The 21,811-nt window shown below is 72.4% G+C and carries 18 protein-coding genes; 6 read left to right on the top strand and 12 right to left on the bottom strand.

Annotation, left to right across the window (positions count from 1 at the left end; all coding sequences use genetic code 11):
- Positions 1–103: 103 nt before the first annotated feature.
- Together AADR41_RS06335 and AADR41_RS06330 are read right to left on the bottom strand one after the other, a co-directional pair.
- On the bottom strand, positions 104–1,615 hold the full coding sequence (locus AADR41_RS06335) for a UbiD family decarboxylase (protein WP_342280369.1): 1,512 nt from the start codon (positions 1,613–1,615) through the stop codon (positions 104–106).
- A 13-nt stretch (positions 1,616–1,628) separates the two neighbouring features.
- Positions 1,629–2,282 (bottom strand): non-oxidative hydroxyarylic acid decarboxylases subunit B, encoded by a 654-nt coding sequence (locus AADR41_RS06330; protein WP_342280368.1) that lies wholly within the window; start codon positions 2,280–2,282, stop codon positions 1,629–1,631.
- Between the two features lie 112 nt (positions 2,283–2,394).
- Here AADR41_RS06330 and AADR41_RS06325 point away from each other — a divergent pair, with 112 nt between their 5' ends.
- Positions 2,395–2,847 (top strand): MarR family winged helix-turn-helix transcriptional regulator, encoded by a 453-nt coding sequence (locus AADR41_RS06325; protein WP_342280367.1) that lies wholly within the window; start codon positions 2,395–2,397, stop codon positions 2,845–2,847.
- Positions 2,848–3,087: 240 nt separating this feature from the next.
- Here the strand turns inward: AADR41_RS06325 and AADR41_RS06320 are convergent, their stop codons facing one another.
- Both AADR41_RS06320 and AADR41_RS06315 read right to left on the bottom strand, forming a co-directional pair.
- Entirely contained in the window at positions 3,088–4,740 is a 1,653-nt protein-coding gene (locus tag AADR41_RS06320; protein WP_342280366.1) for an amidohydrolase, read from the bottom strand.
- 56 nt (positions 4,741–4,796) lie between these two features.
- Positions 4,797–6,137 carry an MFS transporter gene (locus AADR41_RS06315; RefSeq protein ID WP_342280365.1) on the bottom strand — a complete coding sequence of 447 codons (1,341 nt, stop codon included), beginning with the start codon at positions 6,135–6,137 and terminating at the stop codon, positions 4,797–4,799.
- A 178-nt stretch (positions 6,138–6,315) separates the two neighbouring features.
- Between AADR41_RS06315 and AADR41_RS06310 the strand changes: the two genes are divergently transcribed.
- Positions 6,316–7,242, top strand: a complete 927-nt coding sequence (locus AADR41_RS06310; RefSeq protein WP_342280364.1) for a LysR family transcriptional regulator — start codon at positions 6,316–6,318, stop codon at positions 7,240–7,242.
- An 18-nt stretch (positions 7,243–7,260) separates the two neighbouring features.
- On the opposite strand, the gene AADR41_RS06305 is transcribed toward AADR41_RS06310, so the two are convergent.
- From AADR41_RS06305 to AADR41_RS06280, 6 genes are all read right to left on the bottom strand, one after another.
- Entirely contained in the window at positions 7,261–7,416 is a 156-nt protein-coding gene (locus AADR41_RS06305; RefSeq protein WP_342280374.1) for a DUF6131 family protein, read from the bottom strand.
- Positions 7,417–7,487: 71 nt separating this feature from the next.
- Positions 7,488–8,852 (bottom strand): nitrate/nitrite transporter, encoded by a 1,365-nt coding sequence (locus tag AADR41_RS06300; protein ID WP_342280363.1) that lies wholly within the window; start codon positions 8,850–8,852, stop codon positions 7,488–7,490.
- Complete coding sequence (locus AADR41_RS06295; RefSeq protein ID WP_342280362.1) at positions 8,852–9,250, bottom strand: nitrite reductase (NAD(P)H) small subunit; 399 nt, start codon at positions 9,248–9,250, stop codon at positions 8,852–8,854. Before AADR41_RS06295 ends, AADR41_RS06300 begins: the two co-directional genes overlap by 1 nt.
- Positions 9,247–11,850 (bottom strand): nitrite reductase large subunit NirB, encoded by a 2,604-nt coding sequence (gene nirB, locus AADR41_RS06290; protein ID WP_446750988.1) that lies wholly within the window; start codon positions 11,848–11,850, stop codon positions 9,247–9,249. The genes AADR41_RS06295 and nirB overlap by 4 nt, the downstream gene beginning before the upstream one ends.
- A 4-nt stretch (positions 11,851–11,854) precedes the next feature.
- On the bottom strand, positions 11,855–13,078 hold the full coding sequence (locus tag AADR41_RS06285) for an NAD(P)/FAD-dependent oxidoreductase (protein ID WP_342280361.1): 1,224 nt from the start codon (positions 13,076–13,078) through the stop codon (positions 11,855–11,857).
- Positions 13,075–15,153, bottom strand: a complete 2,079-nt coding sequence (locus AADR41_RS06280; protein WP_342280360.1) for a molybdopterin oxidoreductase family protein — start codon at positions 15,151–15,153, stop codon at positions 13,075–13,077. Before AADR41_RS06280 ends, AADR41_RS06285 begins: the two co-directional genes overlap by 4 nt.
- Before the next feature lie 190 nt (positions 15,154–15,343).
- Here AADR41_RS06280 and AADR41_RS06275 point away from each other — a divergent pair, with 190 nt between their 5' ends.
- Positions 15,344–16,471: a uroporphyrinogen-III synthase gene (locus tag AADR41_RS06275; RefSeq protein ID WP_342280359.1), complete on the top strand. Its 1,128-nt coding sequence runs from the start codon at positions 15,344–15,346 to the stop codon at positions 16,469–16,471.
- Entirely contained in the window at positions 16,468–17,220 is a 753-nt protein-coding gene (locus AADR41_RS06270) for a sirohydrochlorin chelatase (protein ID WP_342280358.1), read from the top strand. Before AADR41_RS06275 ends, AADR41_RS06270 begins: the two co-directional genes overlap by 4 nt.
- Here AADR41_RS06270 and AADR41_RS06265 read toward each other — a convergent pair.
- Positions 17,204–17,824 carry an L-threonylcarbamoyladenylate synthase gene (locus AADR41_RS06265; RefSeq protein WP_342280357.1) on the bottom strand — a complete coding sequence of 207 codons (621 nt, stop codon included), beginning with the start codon at positions 17,822–17,824 and terminating at the stop codon, positions 17,204–17,206. The two genes, AADR41_RS06270 and AADR41_RS06265, sit on opposite strands and share 17 nt — an antisense overlap.
- A gap of 204 nt (positions 17,825–18,028) precedes the next feature.
- Between AADR41_RS06265 and AADR41_RS06260 the strand changes: the two genes are divergently transcribed.
- On the top strand, positions 18,029–18,502 hold the full coding sequence (locus AADR41_RS06260) for a GreA/GreB family elongation factor (RefSeq protein ID WP_342280356.1): 474 nt from the start codon (positions 18,029–18,031) through the stop codon (positions 18,500–18,502).
- Positions 18,503–18,565: 63 nt separating this feature from the next.
- On the opposite strand, the gene AADR41_RS06255 is transcribed toward AADR41_RS06260, so the two are convergent.
- Positions 18,566–19,201, bottom strand: a complete 636-nt coding sequence (locus tag AADR41_RS06255) for a DUF1345 domain-containing protein (RefSeq protein WP_446750987.1) — start codon at positions 19,199–19,201, stop codon at positions 18,566–18,568.
- A 250-nt stretch (positions 19,202–19,451) separates the two neighbouring features.
- Between AADR41_RS06255 and AADR41_RS06250 the strand changes: the two genes are divergently transcribed.
- Complete coding sequence (locus AADR41_RS06250; protein WP_446750986.1) at positions 19,452–21,764, top strand: FdhF/YdeP family oxidoreductase; 2,313 nt, start codon at positions 19,452–19,454, stop codon at positions 21,762–21,764.
- Positions 21,765–21,811 lie beyond the last annotated feature (47 nt).

Below are 21,811 nucleotides of genomic sequence, written 5' to 3'. Positions count from 1 at the left end.
GGGCCGACGCGGGGCGGGGCGACCACCTGCCGGAAATGGTATCCCGAAAGCGCGGGGCCGGTCGGTCGAAGCCGGATCGGCGGCAGGTACGCGGGGGCGGTGCTCAGCGGGGCGGGAGCACGCTCTCGGCGAAGCCGTAGGCGGTCCAGTTCTCCTCCACCCGGCTGCGGATACGTTCGGGGAACGAGTGCCGGAACGACGCCGTGGCGCCCTTGGTGACGCCCTCGAACTGCTCGGGCAGCAGGCAGCTGGTGACGGACTTGCCGCCGCGGCCGGTCCGCACCTCCTCGGGGGTGAGGTAGGGGACCATCGGGATGCCCGGGGCCTGCGGGTAGTGGTACGTGCCGGTGCCGGGGTGGTGGCGGGTCGCCATGGCCCACACCACCTGGTCGATGTCGGTGATGTCGATGTCGTCGGCCACCAGCAGGACCTTGGGCACCAGCCATCCGGTGTGGGAGCCGAAGAGGACCTCGGCGACCGCGTCGGCCAGTTCCTTCTCGTTCGTCCCGCTCCGCGCCAGCCGCCGGATGTCGATGGACACGACGATCCAGCAGGTGGCCGCTTCGTAGGAGCACCAGGCCAGATCGACGGGCAGACCGGCGGTGCGCAGCAGGTCCAGGCCGACGGCGGAGATCATGGTGCCCCAGATGGTGTGATTCTCCTCCGGGGGCAGGCCCGCCACACAGATCGGCAGGATGGGGTCGTCGCGGAAGGTCATCGCTTCGACGTGGAAGACGGGCTGCGGCCTGCTCTCGGCGAAGGCGTACCCGTGGTACTCCCCCATCGGCCCCTCGGGGGCGGTCTCGTCCGGGCTGATCCAGCCCTCCAGGACTATTTCGGAGTTGGCCGGAACGTGCAGGTCGTGCAGCTCGGTGCGGACGACCTCGACCGGACTGCCCGCGAGGGCACCGACGTAGCCGTCCTCGTTCACCTCGGCGGGCAGTGGCATGCCCGCGGCGGCCAGCGCGGCGGGCGGGGCGCCGAGCACCATGGCCCACGGTGTGGGCAGGCCCCGCTCCCGCCACATGGCGTGGATCATGCCGAGATGCTGCTGGGCCATCGCCGGGCCGACCAGGGTGGTGCGCCCGTGCAGCATGGTGCGGCTGATCGACCAGCTGGTCCACCGTCCGTCGGGAGTGCGCACCACGTGGTAGCCGTAGGTCCCCAGATAGCGGCCGCCGTCGTTCTCGTGCAGCAGCGGTACGGGGAAGCGCTCCAGGTCGACGTCGTCGCCGGTGAGGACGTTGTCCTTGCAGGGGCCGGTCTCCACCACGCGCGGCGCGACGGGTTCGGCGTGCATGGCGGCGACGAGGTGCTCCAGCAGCTCGCGCGGGGCGGTGCCGGCCGGGAGGCCGAAGTGGGCCGCGAGCCTGCCGTAGGTGTTGCCGCCGGTGCCGCTCAAGCCCGCCGGTGCGCCGAGTATGCGGAAGCCCGCCTCGGTGCCGGTCAGATTGCTGAACAGCGGGGCGGGGCTGCTCGTCTCGTAGACGCGCCGGGTGATGGCCGCGGCCTCCAGCAGGGGGCTGACCGGTTCGCGGATGTCGACGGCGTCGCCCGTGGCGAGCAGATTCTCGACGAAGTCACGGAAGTTGAGCGCGCTGCCTCGTTGGGTCATGGCAGGGCCTTTCTCAGAGTGCGGTGGAGTGTTCCGGCCGGGCGGGGTGGCGGGGTTCGCCGTTCGGCGCCTGCCGGGCGCGGCGGGCCGGGCGATCCGCGGCGGCCGCCCCGAGCCCCTGCCACCGCCGGGCAGTGGGGAGTTCGAGGTCGAACTGGTCGAGGACGCGGGCCACGATGTGCTCGACGATGTCGTCGATGCCGCGGGGGCGGTTGTAGAACGCCGGGACCGGCGGCATGATCACCGCGCCCATCCGCGTCAGGTCCAGCATGTTCTCCAGGTGCACGGCCGACAGCGGGTTCTCCCGCGCCACCAGGACGAGCCGGCGCCGCTCCTTGAGCACCACGTCCGCGGCCCGGCCGATCAGCCCCTCCCCCTGGCCGGTGCGGATGGAGGCCAGCGTCTTCATGCTGCACGGCACGACCACCATGCCGTCGGTCCGGAACGATCCGCTGGAGATGGCGGCGCCCTGGTCGTCCGGGCTGTGGCACACCGACGCGAGCGCCGCCACCTCGCGCAGCGAGTACGTCGTCTCCTGCGCCAGCGTGGTCCGGGCCCAGCGGCTGACGACCAGATGCGTCTCGACGCCCAGTTCCTTCAGCGCTTCCAGCAGGCGCACCCCGATGGGCGCGCCGGTGGCACCTGTCATGGCGACCACGAGCTTCATCGCACCGTCCTTCCGTTCACGGACGTCACGCACAGTTATTCCGTACACGTCCTACTGTCCTTCACGGTAAAGTACGTGTACGTCATAATCAACTCGGCGGAGGCAGCGGGCGATGTCGCAGGAGAACGAGGAACCGGGCGTTCGGCTCGATGCCATCGGCGGAGTCGGGCCGCTGGCCCGGCAGCTGAACCAGGCGCACGCCCGGCTCTGGTACGAGCGGGTGGACCAGGACCTGACGGGCCCTCAATTCACTGTCCTGACCCTGCTGCACGCCCATGGCGACATGGATCAGGGCACGCTCGGCTCGCTGGCCCATCTCGACAAGTCGACCACCGCCCCGCTCCTGGACCGGCTGCGCCGGCGCGGGCTGGTGGAGCTGGCCCAGGACGAGAAGGACCGGCGCCGCAAGCTGGTGCGCATCACCGGGAGCGGCCGGGAACTGGCCGTCCGGCTCGCGCCCGCGGTCGTGGCGGTGAACGAGGAGATGCTGTCGCCGTTCTCCCCAGGGGAACGGGAACAGTTCCTCACGCTGTTGCGGCGCGCGGCGCAGCGGCGGGAACGGTGACGGCGGCGTCGACCGGCGGGCCGGAGCGCGGCCGGTCGGCACCGTGCTGCGGGCGATCCGGTACGGCACCGTGTCGCGGTGGCGGTGTGGCCGGCGTGCCGCCCCGGCGGCCGACCCGTCCGCGGCGGACCGGGCACGTTACGGGATCGGGGTGGCGCACAACACCCTGCTGCTCGACGCGCCGGATCGCACCGCGGGGAACCGGCGCCGCCGGACTCCGCTCCCGCCGCCGGCCTGCGCTCAGGCGGCCTTGAGCGCTCCGGCGTCGTGGGCGACCCGGCCGCCGACCACGGTCGCCCCCACCGTCAGCCGCGCGATGCGGTCCGGGGCCACGCCCAGCAGATCGTCGCTGAGCACCGCGAAGTCGGCGAGCATGCCCCGGGCGAGGGTTCCCTTGATGTGCTCCTCGTGGACGGCGTGGGCCGAGCCGATCGTGTACGCGGTCAGCGCCTCCCGTGCCGTCACCGCCTCGTGCGGGCCGATCGGCGCACCCGAGGCGGTCGTCCGGTTCACCATGTCGTGGATGCTCAGCAGCGGGTCCGGGGCGACCACGGGGGCGTCCGACGAGCCGGGCAGCACCAGCCCCGCATCGAGGAACGACCGCATCCGGTAGGCCAGCCCGGACCGTTCGGGGCCCAGCGCAGCCAGGAGGCCGTCACCGATCTCCGAGAGGAACCGGCCCTGCGGCACCGGGATCAGGCCGAGCGCCGCGATCCGGGCGACCTGGGCGTCGCTGGTCACCGCGGCGTGCTCGACCCGGTGGCGCACATCGGCGCGCGGATGCAGCCGCTGCGCCTCCTCGTACGCGTCGAGAACGACGTCGAGTGCGGCGTCCCCGATGGCGTGCGTGGCGATCTGCCAGCCGCAGCGGTGCGCCTCGACGATGCAGCGGCGGATCTGCTCGGGCTCGTGCTGGAGCAGACCGCTGTTGCCGGGGGTGTCGTGGTAGTCGCAGCACATCGCCGCGGAGCGGCCGATCAGCGAGCCGTCCGACATCATCTTCGTCGGGCCGATGCGCAGCCACTCGTCGCCGAATCCGGTACGCAGGCCGAGGTCGAGGCCGTACCAGGTGGTGTCCGGCGCGAAGACGCCGCAGTCGTGCAGTGCCGTGATGTACGGCATGAGCGTCATCCGGACGCCGAGCCGGCCGCTCTCCCGGACCCGCTGGTAGGCGTCCAGATCGGCGGGACCGTTGCCGATGCCGTCGACGACGCCGATGCCCGGCTCGGTCACGCTGGTGAGTCCGACCGCGAGCGCGGCCCGTGCCCCCTCGGCGATGTTGGCGGTCCACTCCTCGGCGGGCTCCGGCCGCAGTACCCGCTCGACCAGTCGCATCGCGGTCTCCTGGAGCAGTCCCTCCGCCCGCCCGGACGCGTCCCGCACGACATGACCGCCGGGGACGTCGGGCACCGCGGTGAGGTCGGTGAAGCCGGCCCGTGCGAACGCCGCCGTGCCGGCGACGGCCATGTGGTGCGAGGTGTGCACCAGCCAGACCGGACGGCCCCCGGCGGCCCGGTCGAGCGCTTCGGCGGTCGGATGGGCGCCGGTCTTGTTCTGGTCGTAGCCGGCGCCCAGCACCCAGGCGTCGGCGGGCAGCGTCGCGGCCCGCTCGGCCACGGCCCGGTACAGCGCGTCGAGGGTGGGCGCCGCGGTGTACGAGACATCGAGCTCGCGCCGCCCCTTGCCGACCAGACTGAGGTGGTGGTGGGCGTCGTTGAAGCCGGGCACGGCGTGCGCTCCGCCGAGGTCGACGACGGTGTCGGCGGTGCACCCCGCCAGTTCCTCGTCGAGAGCCGCGATCCGGCCGCCCAGTACACCGATGGCACTGGCCTCGGGGCGGTCCGGGTCGAGGGTGGCGAACCGTCCGTTGTGGAACACGGCGTCGAGGCGCACGGGGTCAACTCCTTGGGTGTTGCGGGGGGGGATGGGGTGGTGGCCGGCGGGTGTCGTCAGACGGCGGCCGCGACGGGCGGCACGCTCGGTGCGGGCCGGTCCATGAAACGGGCGAGCACGGCGACGCACGCCGTGGTGACCAGCAGCAGGGCCGCGTAGAACGCGACCACGGGCCAGATCGAGCCGCCGCCGGACGTCAGCAGTGCCTGGGCCACCAGCGGGGTCGTGCCGCCGATGAGGGTCGAGCACAGCTGGCACGAGAGCGAGATGCCGGTGTAGCGGACCCGGGAGGGGAAGGCCCGGGCGAGGAATCCGGCCAGGACGGCGTAGTACCCCGAGCCGCTGATCATGGCGAGCGCGATGCCGCAGAACACCAGGACCGGGCGCGCCGTGTTGATCAGCAGGAACATCGGGACGGCGACGACGACGTTGGCGAGCAGCGAGCACACCATGAACCGGGCCTCGCCGACCCGTTCGGAGATCAGCGCGGCCAGCGGCTGCCACAGGAACTGCACCACGGAGAGCGCGAGCAGGACGTACAGCATCGTCTGCCGGTTCATGTGCAGCTCGTTCGTGGTCCAGGAGAGCACGAAGGTGTTGGTGAAGTACGCGGCGGAGATGCCCATGATCGAGGCGCCGATGCCCAGCAGGACGGTGCGCCAGTCGGTGCGCAGCACCTCGGCGATCGGGAGTTTCACCACGTCGCCGCTCTCCTTGACCCGCTCGAAGTCGTCCGACTCCTCGACCTTCAGGCGGATCACCAGTCCGACCACGACGAGCAGCCCGGACAGCAGGAACGGCACGCGCCAGCCCCATGCGGCGAAGGCGGCGTCGTCCAGGGTGCCGGCCGCGAGGAAGACCAGGGTGGCCAGGATCGCCCCGGCCGGGGAGCCCTGCTGCACCAGCATCGCGAAGAGGGAGCCCCGGCCCTTGGGGGCGCTCTCGGACGCCATCAGGACCGCGCCGCCCCACTCACCGCCCACCGCGATGCCCTGGACGGCGCGCAGCAGGGCCAGCAGGAAGGGGGCGGCCACACCGATCTGCGCGTGGGTGGGGAGCACTCCGACCAGGAAGGTGGCGGCCCCCATCATGAGCAGCGTGGTGACCAGGGTGCCCTTGCGGCCCATCCGGTCGCCCAGATGGCCGAAGACGATCCCGCCGATGGGCCGGGCGAGGAAGCCGACCCAGAACGTCGCGAAGGAGGCGAGCACGCCGGCGGCGGGCGACACGTCGGGGAAGAACAGCTTTCCGAAGACGAGCGCGGACGCCGTTCCGTAGATGTAGAAGTCGTACCACTCGATGGTGGTGCCGACGAACGAGGCGAGACCCGCACGGCGGGCCCGGCCCGAAGCGCGGGTGCCCCGCGCTTCGGCGGCGTCGGGAAGTCGGACGTTCATGGGTGGGCCTCCGGCGGGCGCGGAGCCTTCGGCGAGGGGCCGGACGGTGCGGGAGGACCGGACGGTGGGGAGCCCTTGGGCGAAGGAGCCGGGACGGTGAGCTGGACAGCCACAGTCTGGGATTCGACCACCCATAGCGTCTAATACTTGATTGCTACGATTCCCATGCTTTCAAGGCATGGAAAATGGTCGAGGCTTCTTGGAGGAGGCCATGGAACTGCGGGTGCTGCGTTACTTCCTCGCTGTCGCGGAGGCCGATTCGGTCACCGCCGCGGCCCGCCAGGTGCACATCGCCCAGCCCTCGCTGTCGCGCCAACTGAGCGCCCTGGAGAAGGACTTGGGGGTATCCCTGTTCACCCGCCGTCCGGGCTCACTGACGCTGAACGCGGCCGGCCGCCGATTCCGTCCCATCGCCCAGGACCTGGTGCGCCGGGCCGAGCAGGCCGCCGAGACGATGTCCGCCGTGGGGCAGGGAGAGCAGGCGGCGCTCACGGTGGTCACCGCCCCCTCCACCGTCGCCTACCTGCTGGCCCCGTTCATGGCGGGCGGCGGCAGCGCGGGGCCCACGCTGCGCGACGCCATCCAGGAGGACCCCAGCCGGGTCTTCGACACGCTGGCGCGCAGCGACGCCGACCTCGGCATCTCCACCGGCCCCGCCCCGGCCCCGCTGGAATCCGCCTTCCTGGGCCGGACGCCCGTCATCGCCCAGGTTCCCGCCGGGCACCCCTGGGCCGGGCGCCGCACGATCGATCTCGCCGAACTGGTCACCGAACCGCTGATCCTGATGACCCGCGCCAACGTGGCGCGGCTCGTCGTGGACGAGGCCGTCAGCCGGGCGGGGCTCGGCTTCGCCGCCGTGTCGGAGACCGGGTCGTCGCCCTTCGCGCAGGCGCTCGCCGCGGCGGGGCGCGGAGTCTGTCTGGTCACCGACGACGCCCGCTTCGGCCTGTCCGAACTGATCGTGCACACTCCGGACGGCCCGCTGACGGTCCCCCTGTACGCGGGATGGGACGCCTCCCATTACGCCCGCCCCGCCATCCACACCCTGGTCGACGGCCTGCGCGACTACTGCGAGTCCCGGATGCGTCGGTTCCGGGGGCTGTGACCGGCCGGCGCGGTGGCGCTACCAGTAGTGGCGCCGGCCGCCGACCGCGTGCCCGACGGCGCCGAGGATCCACAGGACGGCCCCGATCACGACGAGCACGACACCGATGGTCCACAGGATCGAGATTCCGGCGATCAAGCCGATGACCAGCAGGATGACGCCGAGGACGATCATGATGTCCTCCAATCGTGCGATTCCTCCCAGTATCCACCCGGGCCCGCCCCGTGGCCGTTCCACCGGGGTGATCACACGTCCGGCAGGCGGTGCGGGGACCGGCGCAGGTAGCAGGCCCAGGTCAGTACCAGGCACAGGGCGTAGTAGCCGAGGAACGCCACGTACGCGGCCTGTCCGTTCCCCGTCTCCAGGAAGGACTGGCGGAAGGCGAGGTTGACCAGCACTCCGCCGAAGGCGCCGATCGCGCCCGCCACTCCGATCAGGGCGGTGGTCCGGCGCCGTGAGCGCCGCTCGGCCTCGGCCGGCGCGGCCCCTTCGGCGGTCTCCACCCGTGCGGTGGCCCGGAAGATCGCCGGGATCATCTTGTACGTCGAGCCGTTCCCCGCCCCGCTGAGGACGAAGAGCGCGACGAATCCCCCCAGGAACAACGCCGGTGAGTGCTGCCGTGACGCCTCCAGCACCACGCCCGCGCCCACCGCCATCGCGGCGAAGGTCCAGAAGGTCACCCGGGCGCCACCGCAACGGTCCGCCAGGAGACCGCCCAGTGGGCGGGAGAGCGAGCCGAGCAGCGGGCCGAGGAAGGTGAGGGCCGCCGCCTTCACCGGGGTGTCGAACTGCTGGTGGAACTGGACCTGAAGGACCTGCCCGAAGGCGAAGCCGAAGCCGATGAACGAACCGAAGGTGCCGATGTAGAGCAGCGACATCACCCGGCCGTGCCTGCTCGCCAGCACCTCGCGCAGGGCGCCGCGTTCGCCGCGTGCGGTGGTGAGGTTGTCCATCCGCAGCGCCGCGCCGAGCGCGACCAGCACGATCAGCGGGAGGTAGACGAGGATCAGCAGCCGTGGGTGGGCGGCGCCCGCGGTGGCCAGCACCAGGAGGCCGAGCAGTTGCACGGCCGGTACGCCGAGGTTGCCGCCGCCGGCGTTCACGCCCAGTGCCCAGCCCTTGAGCCGTTGTGGGTAGAAGGCGTTGATGTTGGCCATCGAGGAGGCGAAGTTGCCGCCGCCGACACCGGCCACGGCGGCCACCGCGAGCAGGGTGCCGTACGAGACCCCGGGCTTGAGCACGATCCCGGCCAGGATCGTCGGCACGAGCAGCAACAGGGCGCTGAACACCGTCCAGTTGCGGCCGCCGAACCGTGCCACGGCTGCGGTGTACGGGATCCGCAGCACCGATCCGAGTGCGGTGGGCAGGGCGGTGAGGGTGAACTTCCCGGCCGCGTCGATGCGGTATTCCGGGCCGAGGAAGAGCACCAGCACCGACCACAGGCTCCAGACGGAGAAGCCGATGTGTTCGCTGAGGACCGAGTGGACCAGGTTGCGCCGGGCGATCCGGGCGCCTGCCAGGGTCCAGAACTCGTTGTCCTCGGGGTCCCAGTCCTCGATCCGCCGGGATCCGGTCCGGCCGGTGGTGACGGCTGCGGTGACGGTGCTCATCAGCAGACCTCCGCAGCGGCTGCCGCGACCACGCGCACGGGCCAGACACGCAGGTCGGCGGGGGTGCCGTCGGGGGCGTGCGGCTCGTCCAGACTGCGTCCGGTGCGCAGTTCGAAGGCGTGCTTGAGCATCGGTGAGATCACCACCGGTACGCCGAGCCGGCTGCCGAGCAGACCGCGGGAGATGACGTGGGCGCCGCTGAACGGGTCGCGGTTGGCCAGTGCGTGCACCGTGCCGCCGCGCTCGCGGAAGAGCGCGACCTGGTCGCCGCCCGCGCCGACCAGTACGGCGACTCCGCGCCCCGGGCCGAGGTCGCGGTACCGGCAGACCGGCGTCCAGTTCCCCCCGTCGTCGATCTCCACCACGGCTTCGGTGTGTTCGGTCTCGGTCCCGCTCATCGTGTACGTACCTCCAGGGCCGGTCCGGCGATCAGGGCCGGAGCGAGGGGGAACCCGTCCTCCTCGGGGCGGGCCGGGCGGATCCGGTCGCGTTCATGGACGAAGCGCACGGTGGGGTCGGGTGTCCCCGGGGCGTTGGCGAAGGAGACGAAGCGGCGTACCCGTTCGGGGTCGGCCAGGGTCGCCGCCCACTCGTCCTCGTACGTCTCGACGTGCCGTGCCATCAGTTCGTCGAGGTCCGCACAGATGCCGAGCGAGTCGTCCAGGACGACGGCGCGCAGGTGGTCGAGGCCGCCCTCCAGGCGTTCCACCCAGGGGGCGGTGCGCTCCAGGCGGTCGGCGGTGCGGATGTAGAACATCAGGAACCGGTCGACGGTGCGGATGAGGGTGTCGTGATCCAGGTCGGCGGCCAGCAGATCGGCGTGGCGCGGTGTGGTGCCTCCGTTGCCGCCGACGTAGAGGTTCCAGCCCTCCGAGGTGGCGATCACCCCGAAGTCCTTGCTCCGTGCCTCCGCGCACTCCCGGGCGCAGCCGGACACGGCGGACTTCAGCTTGTGCGGTGCGCGCAGGCCCCGGTAGCGCAGCTCCAGTTCGATCGCCAGGGCCACGGAGTCCTGTACGCCGTAGCGGCACCAGGCCTGCCCGACGCAGGACTTGACCGTGCGCAGGGCCTTTCCGTAGGCGTGGCCGGACTCGAATCCGGCATCCACCAGGCGGCGCCAGATGCCCGGCAGCTGGTCGACGGTGGCGCCGAACAGGTCGATCCGCTGACCGCCGGTGATCTTGGTGTAGAGGCCGTGGTCGCGGGCGATCTCACCGATGGTGATGAGCCCTTCGGCGGTGATCTCGCCGCCGGGGATCCGGGGCACCACGGAGTAGGAGCCGTTGCGCTGGAGATTGGCCAGGAAGTGGTCGTTGGTGTCCTGGAGGGCGGCCTGTTCGCCGTCCAGGACGTGGCCGTTACCAAGGGCGGCCAGGATCGAGGCGACGGCGGGTTTGCAGATGTCGCAGCCCTCGCCGGTGCCGTGTTCGTCGATCAGCCGGGAGAAGCCGGTGATGCCCCTGACGCGGACGATCTCGTAGAGCTCGGCGCGGGTGTGGGTGAAGTGTTCGCACAGGCCGCGGGCAATCTCGTGCCCGGCCGCCGCCAGTTCCTCGCCGACGACGGAAGCCAGCAGCTTGACGCAACTTCCGCATCCCGTGCCGGCCCTCGTGCACTTCTTGACCTCGGGGACGGTGCGCATTCCCTGTTCCGTCACGGCCGCCCGGATGGCGCCCTTGCTGACGTTGTGACAGGAGCAGATCACCGCTTCGTCCGGCAGCACCAGGGGGCCCTGCCGGCCGGCCGAGGCGGCCGGGAGTATCAACTGCTCGGCCGGTGCGGGCAGTTGGGAACGGCTTGCGGCGAGGGGGCGGAGCGTGGCGTAGGACTCGGCGTCGCCGACCAGCACGCCGCCGAGCAGCCGGCCGTCCGGGCCGACCACCAGTTTTCTGTAGATTCCGGCCCTGCTGTCGGCGTAGAGCACCTCCAGTGCGCCTTCGGTGGTCCCCAGCGCGTCGCCGAAGCTGGCCACGTCCACGCCCAGCAGTTTGAGTTCGGTGGAGGTGTCGGCTCCGGTGAACTCGGCAGGGGTGCCCGTGAGTTCACGGGCTACCGTGTCGGCCATCGCGTAGCCGGGGGCGACCAGTCCGTAGACCCGGCCGTCGACGGCGAGGGCGCACTCTCCGATCGCCCAGACGTGCGGGTCCGCCGTACGGCAGTGTTCGTCCACCACGATGCCGCCGCGTCCGCCCACCGGCAGACCGCAGTCGCGGGCCAGCTGGTCGCGCGGGCGCACCCCGGCCGAGAAGACCACCAGGTCGACGTCGAGGCCGGTGCCGTCGGAGAGTGCCATGGTGCGGGCCCGGCCGTGTTCGTCGGTGTCGATCCGCTGGGTGCCGGCCCCGGTGTGGACGTGGACGCCGAGGTCCTCGATCCTGCGCCGGAGCACCGCGCCGCCGCCGTCGTCCACCTGAAGGGCCATCAGCCGGGGTGCGAACTCCACCACATGGGTCTCCAGTCCCATGGCCCGCAGCGCTCCGGCGGCCTCCAGGCCGAGCAGCCCGCCGCCCACCACCGCGCCGGCCGAGGCCCGTCCGGCGCTCGCGGTGATCGCCTCCAGGTCCTCGATGGTCCGGTAGACATGGCAGCCCGTGGCGTCGTGACCGGGCACCGGCGGCACGAACGGGTAGGAACCGGTGGCCAGCACCAGGGCGTCGTACCGCAGTACGCCGCCGCTGCGGGTGGTGACGGTGCGGGCCTCCCGGTCGATCCCGGTGGCCGGGTCGCCCAACCGCAGATCGATGCCGTGCCGCTCGACGAACCCGGGCGGGCACAGGCTCAGTTCCTCCGCGGACGTGCCGGAGAACCAGCTGGTCAGATGCACCCGGTCGTAGGCGGGGCGCGGCTCCTCGGCGAGTACGGTGACCCGCCAGCGGTGTTTCTGCTCGGCGGCCGGCTGCTCGGACAGGGCTTCCAGGAAGCGCTGTCCGACCATGCCGTGGCCGACCAGGATCAGGGACTTCTCGATCACGGGCGGTCTCCTCGGGTGGTCCCACAGAGGGTCATCGGTCGGTGGTGAGCAGTTCGAGGGGGTTCTCGGGCAGCGGGTCGTCACGCTCGTAGGCGCGGGCCAGGTCGCCGGCCGCGGCGAGATCGCCGAGCAGGATGCCGCCGACGAGGCGGTCGCCGCGGAGCACGAGCTTCTTGTACGAGCCACGGGTCGGGTCGACCAGGCGCAGCACGTCGGTGCCGGGGAGGTCCTCGCCCACCTCGCCGAAGGCCGCGTACTCCAGGGGCCCCGCGGAGAGCCGGGCCATCGGGCGCGAGCCGGTGTAGCGGAGGTCCTCGCCCGTGCCCGCCAGCCGGGACGCCAGCAGATCGGCCTGTTCCCAGGCGGGGCCCGCCAGTCCGTGGACGGTCCCCCGGTGTTCGGCGCAGTCGCCGATCGCGTACACCCCGGGCGTGGAGGCCGCGAGCCGGTCGTCCACCACGACTCCGGAGCGCACCGCGATCCCGGCCGCGCCGGCCAGGCCGGTGCGCGGGCGGACCCCGCAGGCGAGCACCACCAGGTCCGCGTCCAGCACGTAGCCACTGGCCAGTTCGACCCCGTGGACGCGTGCTCCGCCGCGCAGGGCCCTGGCGCGGTTGCCGGGGTACGTCGCCACGCCCAGCGCAGCAAGATGTCCGCGCAGCGCGTCGCCGGCCCGGTCGTCGAGGTGGCGTTCGATCAGATGGGGGGCCTGGTGGACGATCTCCACCGGAAGGCCGAGCACGGCCAGTGCCCGGGCGGCGCTCACTCCGAGCACCCCGCCGCCGATGACGACGGCGCGTTCGGCTCCGGCGGCGTCCTCCGCGAGGCGGGCGCAGTCGGCGAGGGTGCGGAAGGCGTGCACCCCCGCCTTCAGCCCGCGACGGGGCCCGCCGTCGCGTCCGTCCGGTGCGTACAGGCCGCGCAGGGGCGGCAGTACGGGGTTGGCACCGGTGGCCAGGACCAGCTCGTCGTAGCGGGCCGATTCACCTCCGGACAGCCTGAGCCGGCGTTCCACGAGGTCCAGGCCGACCACTTCGCAGCCGGTGCGCACGGCGGTTCCGGCGCCGTGGGGCAGCGCTGTCGCCTCCGGGTCGTGGCGTCCGGTCAGCACATCGGCCAGCAGCACCCGGTTGTACGGGCCGCGCGGCTCCGCGCCGTACAGCACCACTTCCGCGTCGCCGCCGTGCGCCCGGTACTGCTCCGCGAACCTGGCGGCCGCCATTCCGGCGCCGGCCACCGCGATCCGGCGGCTCATCGCACCGGCTCCACACGCACGGCGCAGACCTTGAACTCGGGCATCCCGGAGACCGGGTCGAGGGCCGGGTTGGTGAGCGTGTTGGCCCGTCCGGCGCCCGCCCAGTGGAACGGCATGAAGACGGTGTCGGGCCGGATCGACGCGGTCACCCGGGCGGGGGCCACCGCACGCCCGCGCCGGCTGGTGACCCTGAGCGGGTCTCCCTCGGCGACGCCCAGCCGCGCCGCCAGTTGCGGGTGGAGTTCGACGAACGGGCCGGGCGCGGCCCGGTTCAGCTCGGGCACCCGGCGGGTCTGGGCGCCGCTCTGGTATTGGGAGAGGACCCGCCCGGTGGTGAGGTGGAGCGGGTACTCCCGGTCGGGTTCCTCGGCGGCCGGGCGGTGGGTGACCGGGACGAAGCGGGCCCGGCCGTCCGGGGTGGCGAAGCGGTCCAGGAACAGCCGGGGCGTGCCGGGGTGCTCCTCGTCGGGGCAGGGCCAGAACACCCCGTTCTCGTTCCGGATCCTCGGGTAGCTGATCCCGGCGTAGTCGGCCGCACCGCCGGCCGAGGCGCGGCGGAGCTCCTCGAAGGCGTCCTCGGCCTGTTCGGGGAAGCCCTCGTCCACGCCGAGCCGGGCGGCCAGTTCACGCAGCACCTGCAGATCGGTGCGTACGCCCGGTGGCGGGGTCAGCGCCGCCCGGCGCAGGATCACCCGGCCCTCCAGGTTGGTGGTCGTGCCGGTCTCCTCCGCCCACTGTGCCGCGGGCAGCACCACATCGGCGAGTTGCGCGGTCTCGGAGAGCACCAGGTCGCTGACCACCAGGAGGTCCAGGGCCCGCAGCCGCTCGGTGACATGGGCCGCGTTCGGCGCGGAGACCACCGGGTTGGAGCCCATCACCAGCAGGGCCCGGGCGCCGCCCGCCGTTCCCAGGCCGTCCAGCAGTTCGTAGGCCGATCGGCCCGGGCCCGGCAGTTCGTCGGGGTGCACACCCCAGACGTCCGCGATGTGTTCGCGGGCGGCGGGGTCCTCGATCGAGCGGTAGCCGGGCAGCTGGTCGGCCTTCTGGCCGTGCTCCCGTCCGCCCTGTCCGTTGCCCTGTCCGGTCAGGCAGCCGTACCCGGAGCCGGGCCGGCCGGCCCTGCCCAGCGCCAGGCAGAGGTTGATCCAGGCGCCGACGGTGTCCGTTCCCTTGCTCTGCTGCTCGGGGCCGCGCGCGGTGAGCACCATGCCGGTGGGGGCGTCCGCGAAGAGCCGCAGGGCCTCGCGGAGCCGGTGGACCGGTACGCCGGTCAGCGCCTCCACCCGTTCCGGCCAGTGCGCCGTCGCCGCGGTGCGGGCCGCCTCGAAGCCGGTGGTGCGTTCGGCGACGAACGCCTCGTCCACCCGGCGGTCGGCGACCGCCAGGTGCAGCAGGCCGAGCGCGAGCGCCAGATCCGTGCCGGGGACGGGTTGCAGATGCAGGTCGGCCTGCTCGGCGGTACGGGTGCGTCGCGGATCCACCACGATCAGGGTGCCGCCGTTGGCGCGGAGTTCGGTGAAGTGGCGCAGTGCGGGCGGCATGGTGTCGGCCGGGTTCGCGCCGACCAGGATCACGCAGCCGGTCGTGGCGATGTCGGCCAACGGGAAGGGCAGCCCGCGGTCCAGGCCGAAGGCGATCCGGTGCGCGGCGGCCGCCGAGGACATGCAGAACCGGCCGTTGTAGTCGATGTTCGGGGTGCGGAGCACCACCCGGGCGAACTTGCCGAGCAGGTAGGCCTTCTCGTTGGTGAGCCCGCCCCCGCCGAAGACCGCGACCGCGTCCCGCCCGTGACGCCGGCCGGCGGCCAGCAGTCCGGACGCCACCCGGTCGAGGGCCTCCTCCCAGGACGCCTCACGCAGTTCGCCGCCCTGCTCCGCACGTACCAGCGGCGCGGTGAGCCGGACCCCGGAGCGGAGCACGGCGGTGGCCGACCGGCCCTTTCCGCAGAGCGCGCCGCGGTTGACGGGGAAGTCGGGGCGCTCCAGTACCTGCGCCTCGCCGCCGTCCTGCGGCGTCCGCAGGCGCATGCCGCACTGCAGTGAGCAGTACGGGCAGTGGGTGTCGGTCGTCGTCATGCCCCGAGCGTCGGCGGAGGCCGTTTCGCGGCCGGGTCGGGCCTGTTGCGTCCGGGGTACGGCTCCTTCACCGGCCGCCGGAGCCGGGGTGACGTCGCGGAAATACCGCGTAACGTCGCGGGGCCGCCCGCTTACGGCGCCGTGACGGCGGCGCAACCCGACCGAAACAGCGCCGCCGGAACCTCGGGACATGAACAGCAACCGGCCTGCGGGCCCGCTCGTCGGCTTCACCGTCGGGGTCACCGCCGCGCGCCGCCGGGAGGAGCTCGTCGCGCTGCTGCGCAGGCGCGGCGCCACGGTGGTCGAGGCGCCCGCCCTGCGGATCCTGCCGCTGGAGGACGACGCGGCGCTGCGCCGGGCCACCGCGCGCTGCCTGACCGGGCCGCTCGACTATGTGGTGGCCACCACCGGGGTCGGCTGGCGCGGCTGGCTGAGCGCGGCCGACGGCTGGGGGTACGGCGCGCGCCTGGCGGAGGTGTGCCGGGACGCCGTGGTGCTCACCCGCGGCCCGAAGGCGACCGGCGCGGTGCGGGCCGGGGGCCTGAGCGAGACCTACTCCCCCGTCACCGAGACCACCGACGCGCTGCTGGCCTGGCTGCTCGCTCGTGATCTGCCCGGCAGGCGGATCGCCGTGCAGGAACACGGGGTGCCGCTGGACACGTTCTCCGCCGCGCTGCGCGAGCGTGGCGCCGAGGTGATCACCGTGCCGGTCTACCGGTGGGGCCCGCCGGCCGATCCGGCGCCGCTGCGCCGACTGGTCGAGCGGACGGTCCGCCGTGAACTGCACGCGCTCACCTTCACCAGCGCACCGGCGATCGACGCCTTCCTCGCCGCCGCGGCCGGACTCGGCCTGGGCGACGAGGTGCTGACGGCCCTGCGCCGGGACGTGCTGCCGGTCGGCGTGGGGCCGGTCTGTGCCCGCCGGCTGGAGGAGGCCGGGGTCGCGGTGCTCTGCCCCGAGCGGGGGCGGCTCGGCGCCATGGTGCGGACCGTCGAGGCCGCGCTGCCGGCGCACGCCAGGCGTGAAGTCCGCGCCGGGCCGAGCACATTGGTGCTCCAGGGCAATGCCGTACTGGTCGACGACGGCCCGCCGGTGCGGCTTCCGCCACTGCCGGCAGCGGTGCTGCGGGCACTGGCCGAGCGGCCGGGGCGGGTGCTCAGCCGGGCCGAGCTGCTGCGCCGCGTCTGGGTCACCGGCCGGGCCGACGAGCACGCGGTGGAGGCGGCGGTCGCGCGTTTGCGCGGCGCGCTGGGCGGGCATGCCCGGCTGGTGCGTACGGTGCCCAAGCGCGGCTACAGCCTGGCGGCGGCGACATGAGGGGCGGGGTCGCGCCGACCCTGCTGGCCGTCGCGCACGGCACCCGCGACCGGGCGGGCCTCGCCGCCTACCGGGCGTTGCTCGACCTGGTACGTGCCCGGCGGCCCGGTCTGAAGGCGGAGCTGGCCTTCCTCGATCTCGCTCGGCCGGCTCCGGCCCAGGTGCTCGCCGCCTCGCGCGGGCCGGTGGTGCTGGTCCCGCTGCTGCTGAACACGGGCCACCACGTGACGGTGGACCTGCCCGCCGTCCGGGCCGCCGCGCCCCACCGGGACATCCGGCAGGCGGCGCCGCTCGGCCCCGACCCGCTGCTGGCCGCCGCCCTGGCCGGCCGGCTGGCCGAGGCGGGCCCGGCACTGGAGGGCCGGGGACCGGGCGGGCCGGACGCCGTCGTTCTGGCGGTCGCCGGGTCCACCGATCCGGCGGCCGGCGCGGACACCGAGGTGATGGCCGGCCTGCTCCGGCGGCGGCTGGGGCGCCCGGTGGTCGCCGGCTACCTCTGCGCGAACGCGCCGTCACCGGCCGAGGCGGTGCGATCCCTTCGGGCCGCGGGCCACCGTCGGGTGGCGGTCGCCCGTCAACTGATGGCCCCCGGCCATTTCGCCCGCCGGGCGCAGGAGGCCGGGGGCTGCTTCGTCTCGGCGCCGCTCGGTGCGCACCCCGATGTGGCGCGCCTGGTACTGAAGCGCTTCGACGAGGCGCTCGCGGAGCCGGTGCGGCGTACGGCCGGGGCGGCTACTCGAACCGCGTGACGTCCCCGGCGCCCCGGCGGACGATCTCGGGTTCGCCCTCGGAGAAGTCGATGACCGTGGTCGGCTCGGTGCCGCAGTCACCCGAGTCGAGCACGGCGTCCACCACATGGTCGAGCCGCTCCTTGATCTCCCAGCCCTGTGTCATCGGCTCGTCCTCGTCGGGCAGCAGCAGGGTGCTGGACAGGAGCGGTTCCCCGAGTTCGGCGAGCAGCGCCTGGGTGACCACGTGGTCGGGGATCCGGACGCCGACCGTCTTCTTCTTCGGGTGCAGCAGCTGGCGCGGCACCTCTTTCGTCGCGGGGAGGATGAAGGTGTAGCTGCCGGGCGTCGCCGCCTTGATCGCCCGGAACACGTCGTTGTCGACGTGCACGAACTGACCGAGCTGCGCAAAGTTCTGGCACACGAGCGTGAAGTGGTGCCGGTCGTCCAGGTTCCGGATCGACCGGATCCGGCCGATGCCGTCACGGCTGCCCAGCCGGCATCCCAGTGCGTAGCAGGAGTCGGTCGGATACGCGACGAGCGCCCCGGACCGGATGCTGTCGGCAACGCTGCTGATGGTGCGCCGCTGAGGATTCTCGGGGTGCACGTCGAAGTACTTCGCCATTCGCGGAGTCTAAGGGCTGTCCGGTATCCGTCTTTCGCTTCGAGGCGGACGCCGCCGTATCGGGTGAGCGGCGGGCGGGCTCCCGCCCTCTTCCACAGCACCGGACTCACCACCCCGATGCATAGATATGCCTGATATCTTACGAATGTCTCTGATGGTGAGCCTGCGGTGCTGGACCGTGCCGCCCACGCGACGGGAGCAGGAATGAACGGTGGACCCGAACCCATGAGCGCTGCCGCCCGCAGGGCCCTGGAACAGGAGCTCGCCGACCTGCGCACCGAACGCGCCGCCGTCGCCGCCACGCTGCGCGGCGGGGAGCAGGTGGGCGACCGGGCGGACGAGGCCGACGAGTTGCAGCGCGGCACTGATCTCGACCATCTGGACACCCGTATCGCCGAGATCGACGGCCGGCTCCGCGAGGCGGACGTCGCGGGGCCGCCCTCGACCGAGAGGATCGGCGTGGGCAGCACGGTGACGGTGCGGTTCGCGGACGCCACGGAGACGACCGTCCGGATCAGCGAGTTCCCCGAGGCACTGGACCTGACACTGGTCACCACCGACAGCCCGCTCGGCAGCGCGCTGCTCGGCCGTCGTGCCGGTGAGACCGTCACGTACGACGCGCCCGGGGGACGTACGACCGCTGTCGTGCTGTCGGTGGGCGACGAGAGCGCCCGCTGAACGGCTCCCGCATCGGGCACGGGGCCCGCGTGCTGTCCTTCGCCCCCGCGAGGCCGTGAGGGGTCAGCCGGTGACGATTCCGGTGACGAGGTTGATCGTGGTGGCCAGGATGCAGGCGCCGAACACGTAGGACAGCAGGCAGTGCCGGAGGGCGATCGCGCGGATCGAGGAACTCGACACGTCGGTGTCGGAGACCTGGTAGGTCATCCCGAGGTTGTAGCTGAAGTAGAGGAAGTCGACGTACTTCGGCCGGTCCTGCGAGTTGAAGTCGATCCCGCCCTCGGAGGGGACGTAGTAGAGGTACGCGTAGCGGGTGGCGTACATGAGGTGGAGCGACGCCCAGGCCATGAACACACCGCACAGTGCCGTCGCGGCCGCGGCGTGGCTCAGGTCCGAGTGGCCGACCAGCAGCATCACCACGATGCCGAGCAGCCCGCACACGGCGGCCGCCACGACGACCAGCTCTTCGAGGACGGGGCGGAACTCCTCGCGCCGGACGTTGCGGTGGGTGGTGTCCGCGTCCATGGGCCACAGCACGGTCCAGCCCGCCACGACGAAGATCGTCTCCGCCGCCGCGATCCCGGCGAGGGTGCCCAGCGGCCCGTTGGCCAGTACGCCGGTGACCGCGCCGATCACCGCGCCGGCGACCACCGAGGCGACGAGCCGGGGGACGGCGGAGAGGGTCGGCAGACGGTTCACGGACGTCAAGGGTGACCACCTCGATGGCCGGGCGGATCACCGTGCCCGGCCGGAATGCCGCCCTCGGCGAACGGGGCGGGCGGGTGCGTCCCACGCTATCCGCGCGGGCAACGCGGTGCAGCCCGGCGGCGCTCCGCGGACGCGGCCACCTGGTCCCGGGAGCCGAGTGGCGGGTGCCCCTCGGGCTGCATAGCCTGCCCGGCAGGGATCGTTTTTCACCCGTGCCCGAACGGTGGAAGGGTTGAAGGCCTTGAGCACCAACCAGGACGAGCAGCAGCCACTGGAACCCGCGGTCGGCCCCGCCCCCGAGGGCGATCCGGAGTTCCGCCCCTACCACCACCCCGCCGCGGGCTGGGGTGCGGCGAAGAGCGTGACCGGATTCCTGGCGCGCGAGGGTACTCTCGTCGACGGTCCGCGGGCCATCATGCGGATGAACCACGAGAACACCGGGTTCGACTGTCCCGGGTGCGCGTGGCCGGACGACACCAAGGGCCTGCACCTGGACATCTGCGAGAACGGGATCAAGCACGTCACCTGGGAGATGACCCGCAAACGGGTCGGGCGCGAGTTCTTCGCCGGCCACTCGGTGACCGAGCTGTCCGGGTGGAGCGACTACGACCTGGAGAACCAGGGCCGGCTGACCGAGCCGATGGTCTACGAACCCGAGTCGGACCACTACGTCCCGATCAGCTGGAAGGACGCGTTCGAGCTGGTCGGCAGCACCCTGCGCGGGCTGGACGACCCGAACCGGGCCTCGTTCTACACCTCCGGCCGGCTCGGCAACGAGGCCACGTTCCTCTACCAGTTGATGGCCCGTGAGCTGGGCACCAACAACCTGCCGGACTGCTCCAACATGTGTCACGAGGCCAGCGGCCGTGCCCTCCAGGCGTCGTTGGGCACCGGGAAGGGCACCGTCGACCTCAAGGACTGGGAGAGCGCCGACGCGCTGTTCATCATCGGCGTCAACGCCGCCTCCAACGCGCCCCGGATGCTCACCGCCCTCGCCGAGGCGTACCACCGCGGCGCCCGGATCGTGCACATCAATCCGCTCGTCGAGGCGGCGGCCACCCGCACCATCGTCCCCCACGACTTCACGGACATGGCGCTCTTCAGGACGACCCGGACCAGCACCCTCAATCTGCAACCGCGCATCGGCGGCGACATGGCTCTGCTGCGCGGCATGGCCAAGTCGATCCTGGAGACGTCGGAGTCCGATCCCAAGGCGCTGGACCGGGAGTTCATCGAACGGCACACCGCGGGCTTCGAGGAGTACCGGGCGCTGTGCGAGGCCACACCGTGGGCGGAGATCGAGACCCAGTCCGGGCTGAGCCGCGCCGACATCCTCAAGGCGGCCCGGGTGTACGGCGAGGCCGACCGGTCCATCGTCAGCTGGTGCCTGGGGCTCACCCAGCACGAACACGGCGTCGACACCGTCCGGGAGATCGTCAACCTGCTTCTGCTCCGCGGCAATCTGGGACGCGAGGGCGCGGGCCCCTCCCCCGTGCGCGGACACAGCAACGTGCAGGGCAACCGCACCTGCGGCATTGACCACCGCCCCTCCGACGAGTTCCTGGACCGTCTCGCCGAGGTCTGCGAGATCCGGCCGCCCCGCGAGCACGGTCTGGACACCGTCGACACGATCAAGGCGATGCGGCGCGGCGACGTGAAGGTGTTCGTCGGCATGGGCGGCAACTTCGCGCTCGCGGCACCCGACACCCCGGCCACCTACGCCGCGCTGCGCTCCTGCGAACTCACCGTCCAGGTGAGCACCAAGCTCAACCGCAGCCATCTCGTCCACGGCCGCCGGGCCCTGATCCTGCCGTGCCTGGGCCGCACCGAGAAGGACCACCAGCGCACGGGCGTCCAGAGCACGTCCGTCGAGGACTCGATGAGCATGGTCCACCTGTCCATCGGCATGAAGCGCCCCGCCTCCCCGCACCTGCTGTCCGAGCCGGCCATCATCGCCGGCATGGCCCGAGCGGCGCTGCCCGACAGCAACACGCCCTGGCACTGGTACATCGAGGACTACGACCGGATCCGCGACACCATGGCCCGGGTCCTCGACGGCTTCGAGGACTTCAACCGCCGGGTGCGCCTGCCGCTCGGCTTCCGGATCAAGCAGCCCGCCCGCGAACTGGTCTTCCTGACCCCGTCCGGACGAGCCGAGTTCTCCGTCGCCGCCCTGCCCGACGTCGTGCCCGCCCCCGGCACACTGGCACTGGGCACGATGCGGTCCCACGACCAGTGGAACACCACCATCTACTCCGACAACGACCGCTACCGCGGCATCAAGAACCTGCGCACACTCGTCTTCATGAACCGGGCCGACATGCGTGAACGCGGCATCGCCGACCTCGGCCCCGTCGACATCACCAGCACCGCCCGGGACGGCAGCCGGCGGTCGGTCAACGGCTACCTCGCCGTCCCCTACGACATTCCCCGGGGCTGCGCGGCCGGGTACATGCCGGAGATGAACGTGCTGTGCGCGCTCGGCGACTACAGCACCCAGAGCGACCAGCCGATCATGAAACACGTCAAGGTCACCATCGATCCCGCGGCCTGAGCGGGCGTACAGGTCTGCATGGCCTGAGCGGGCGTACGGGCCTGAAC

The organism is Streptomyces sp. CLV115, assembly GCF_038448545.1.
GTDB classification, from domain to species: Bacteria; Actinomycetota; Actinomycetes; order Streptomycetales; family Streptomycetaceae; genus Streptomyces; species Streptomyces sanglieri.
This window is presented reverse-complemented; position numbering and strand designations above follow the sequence as displayed.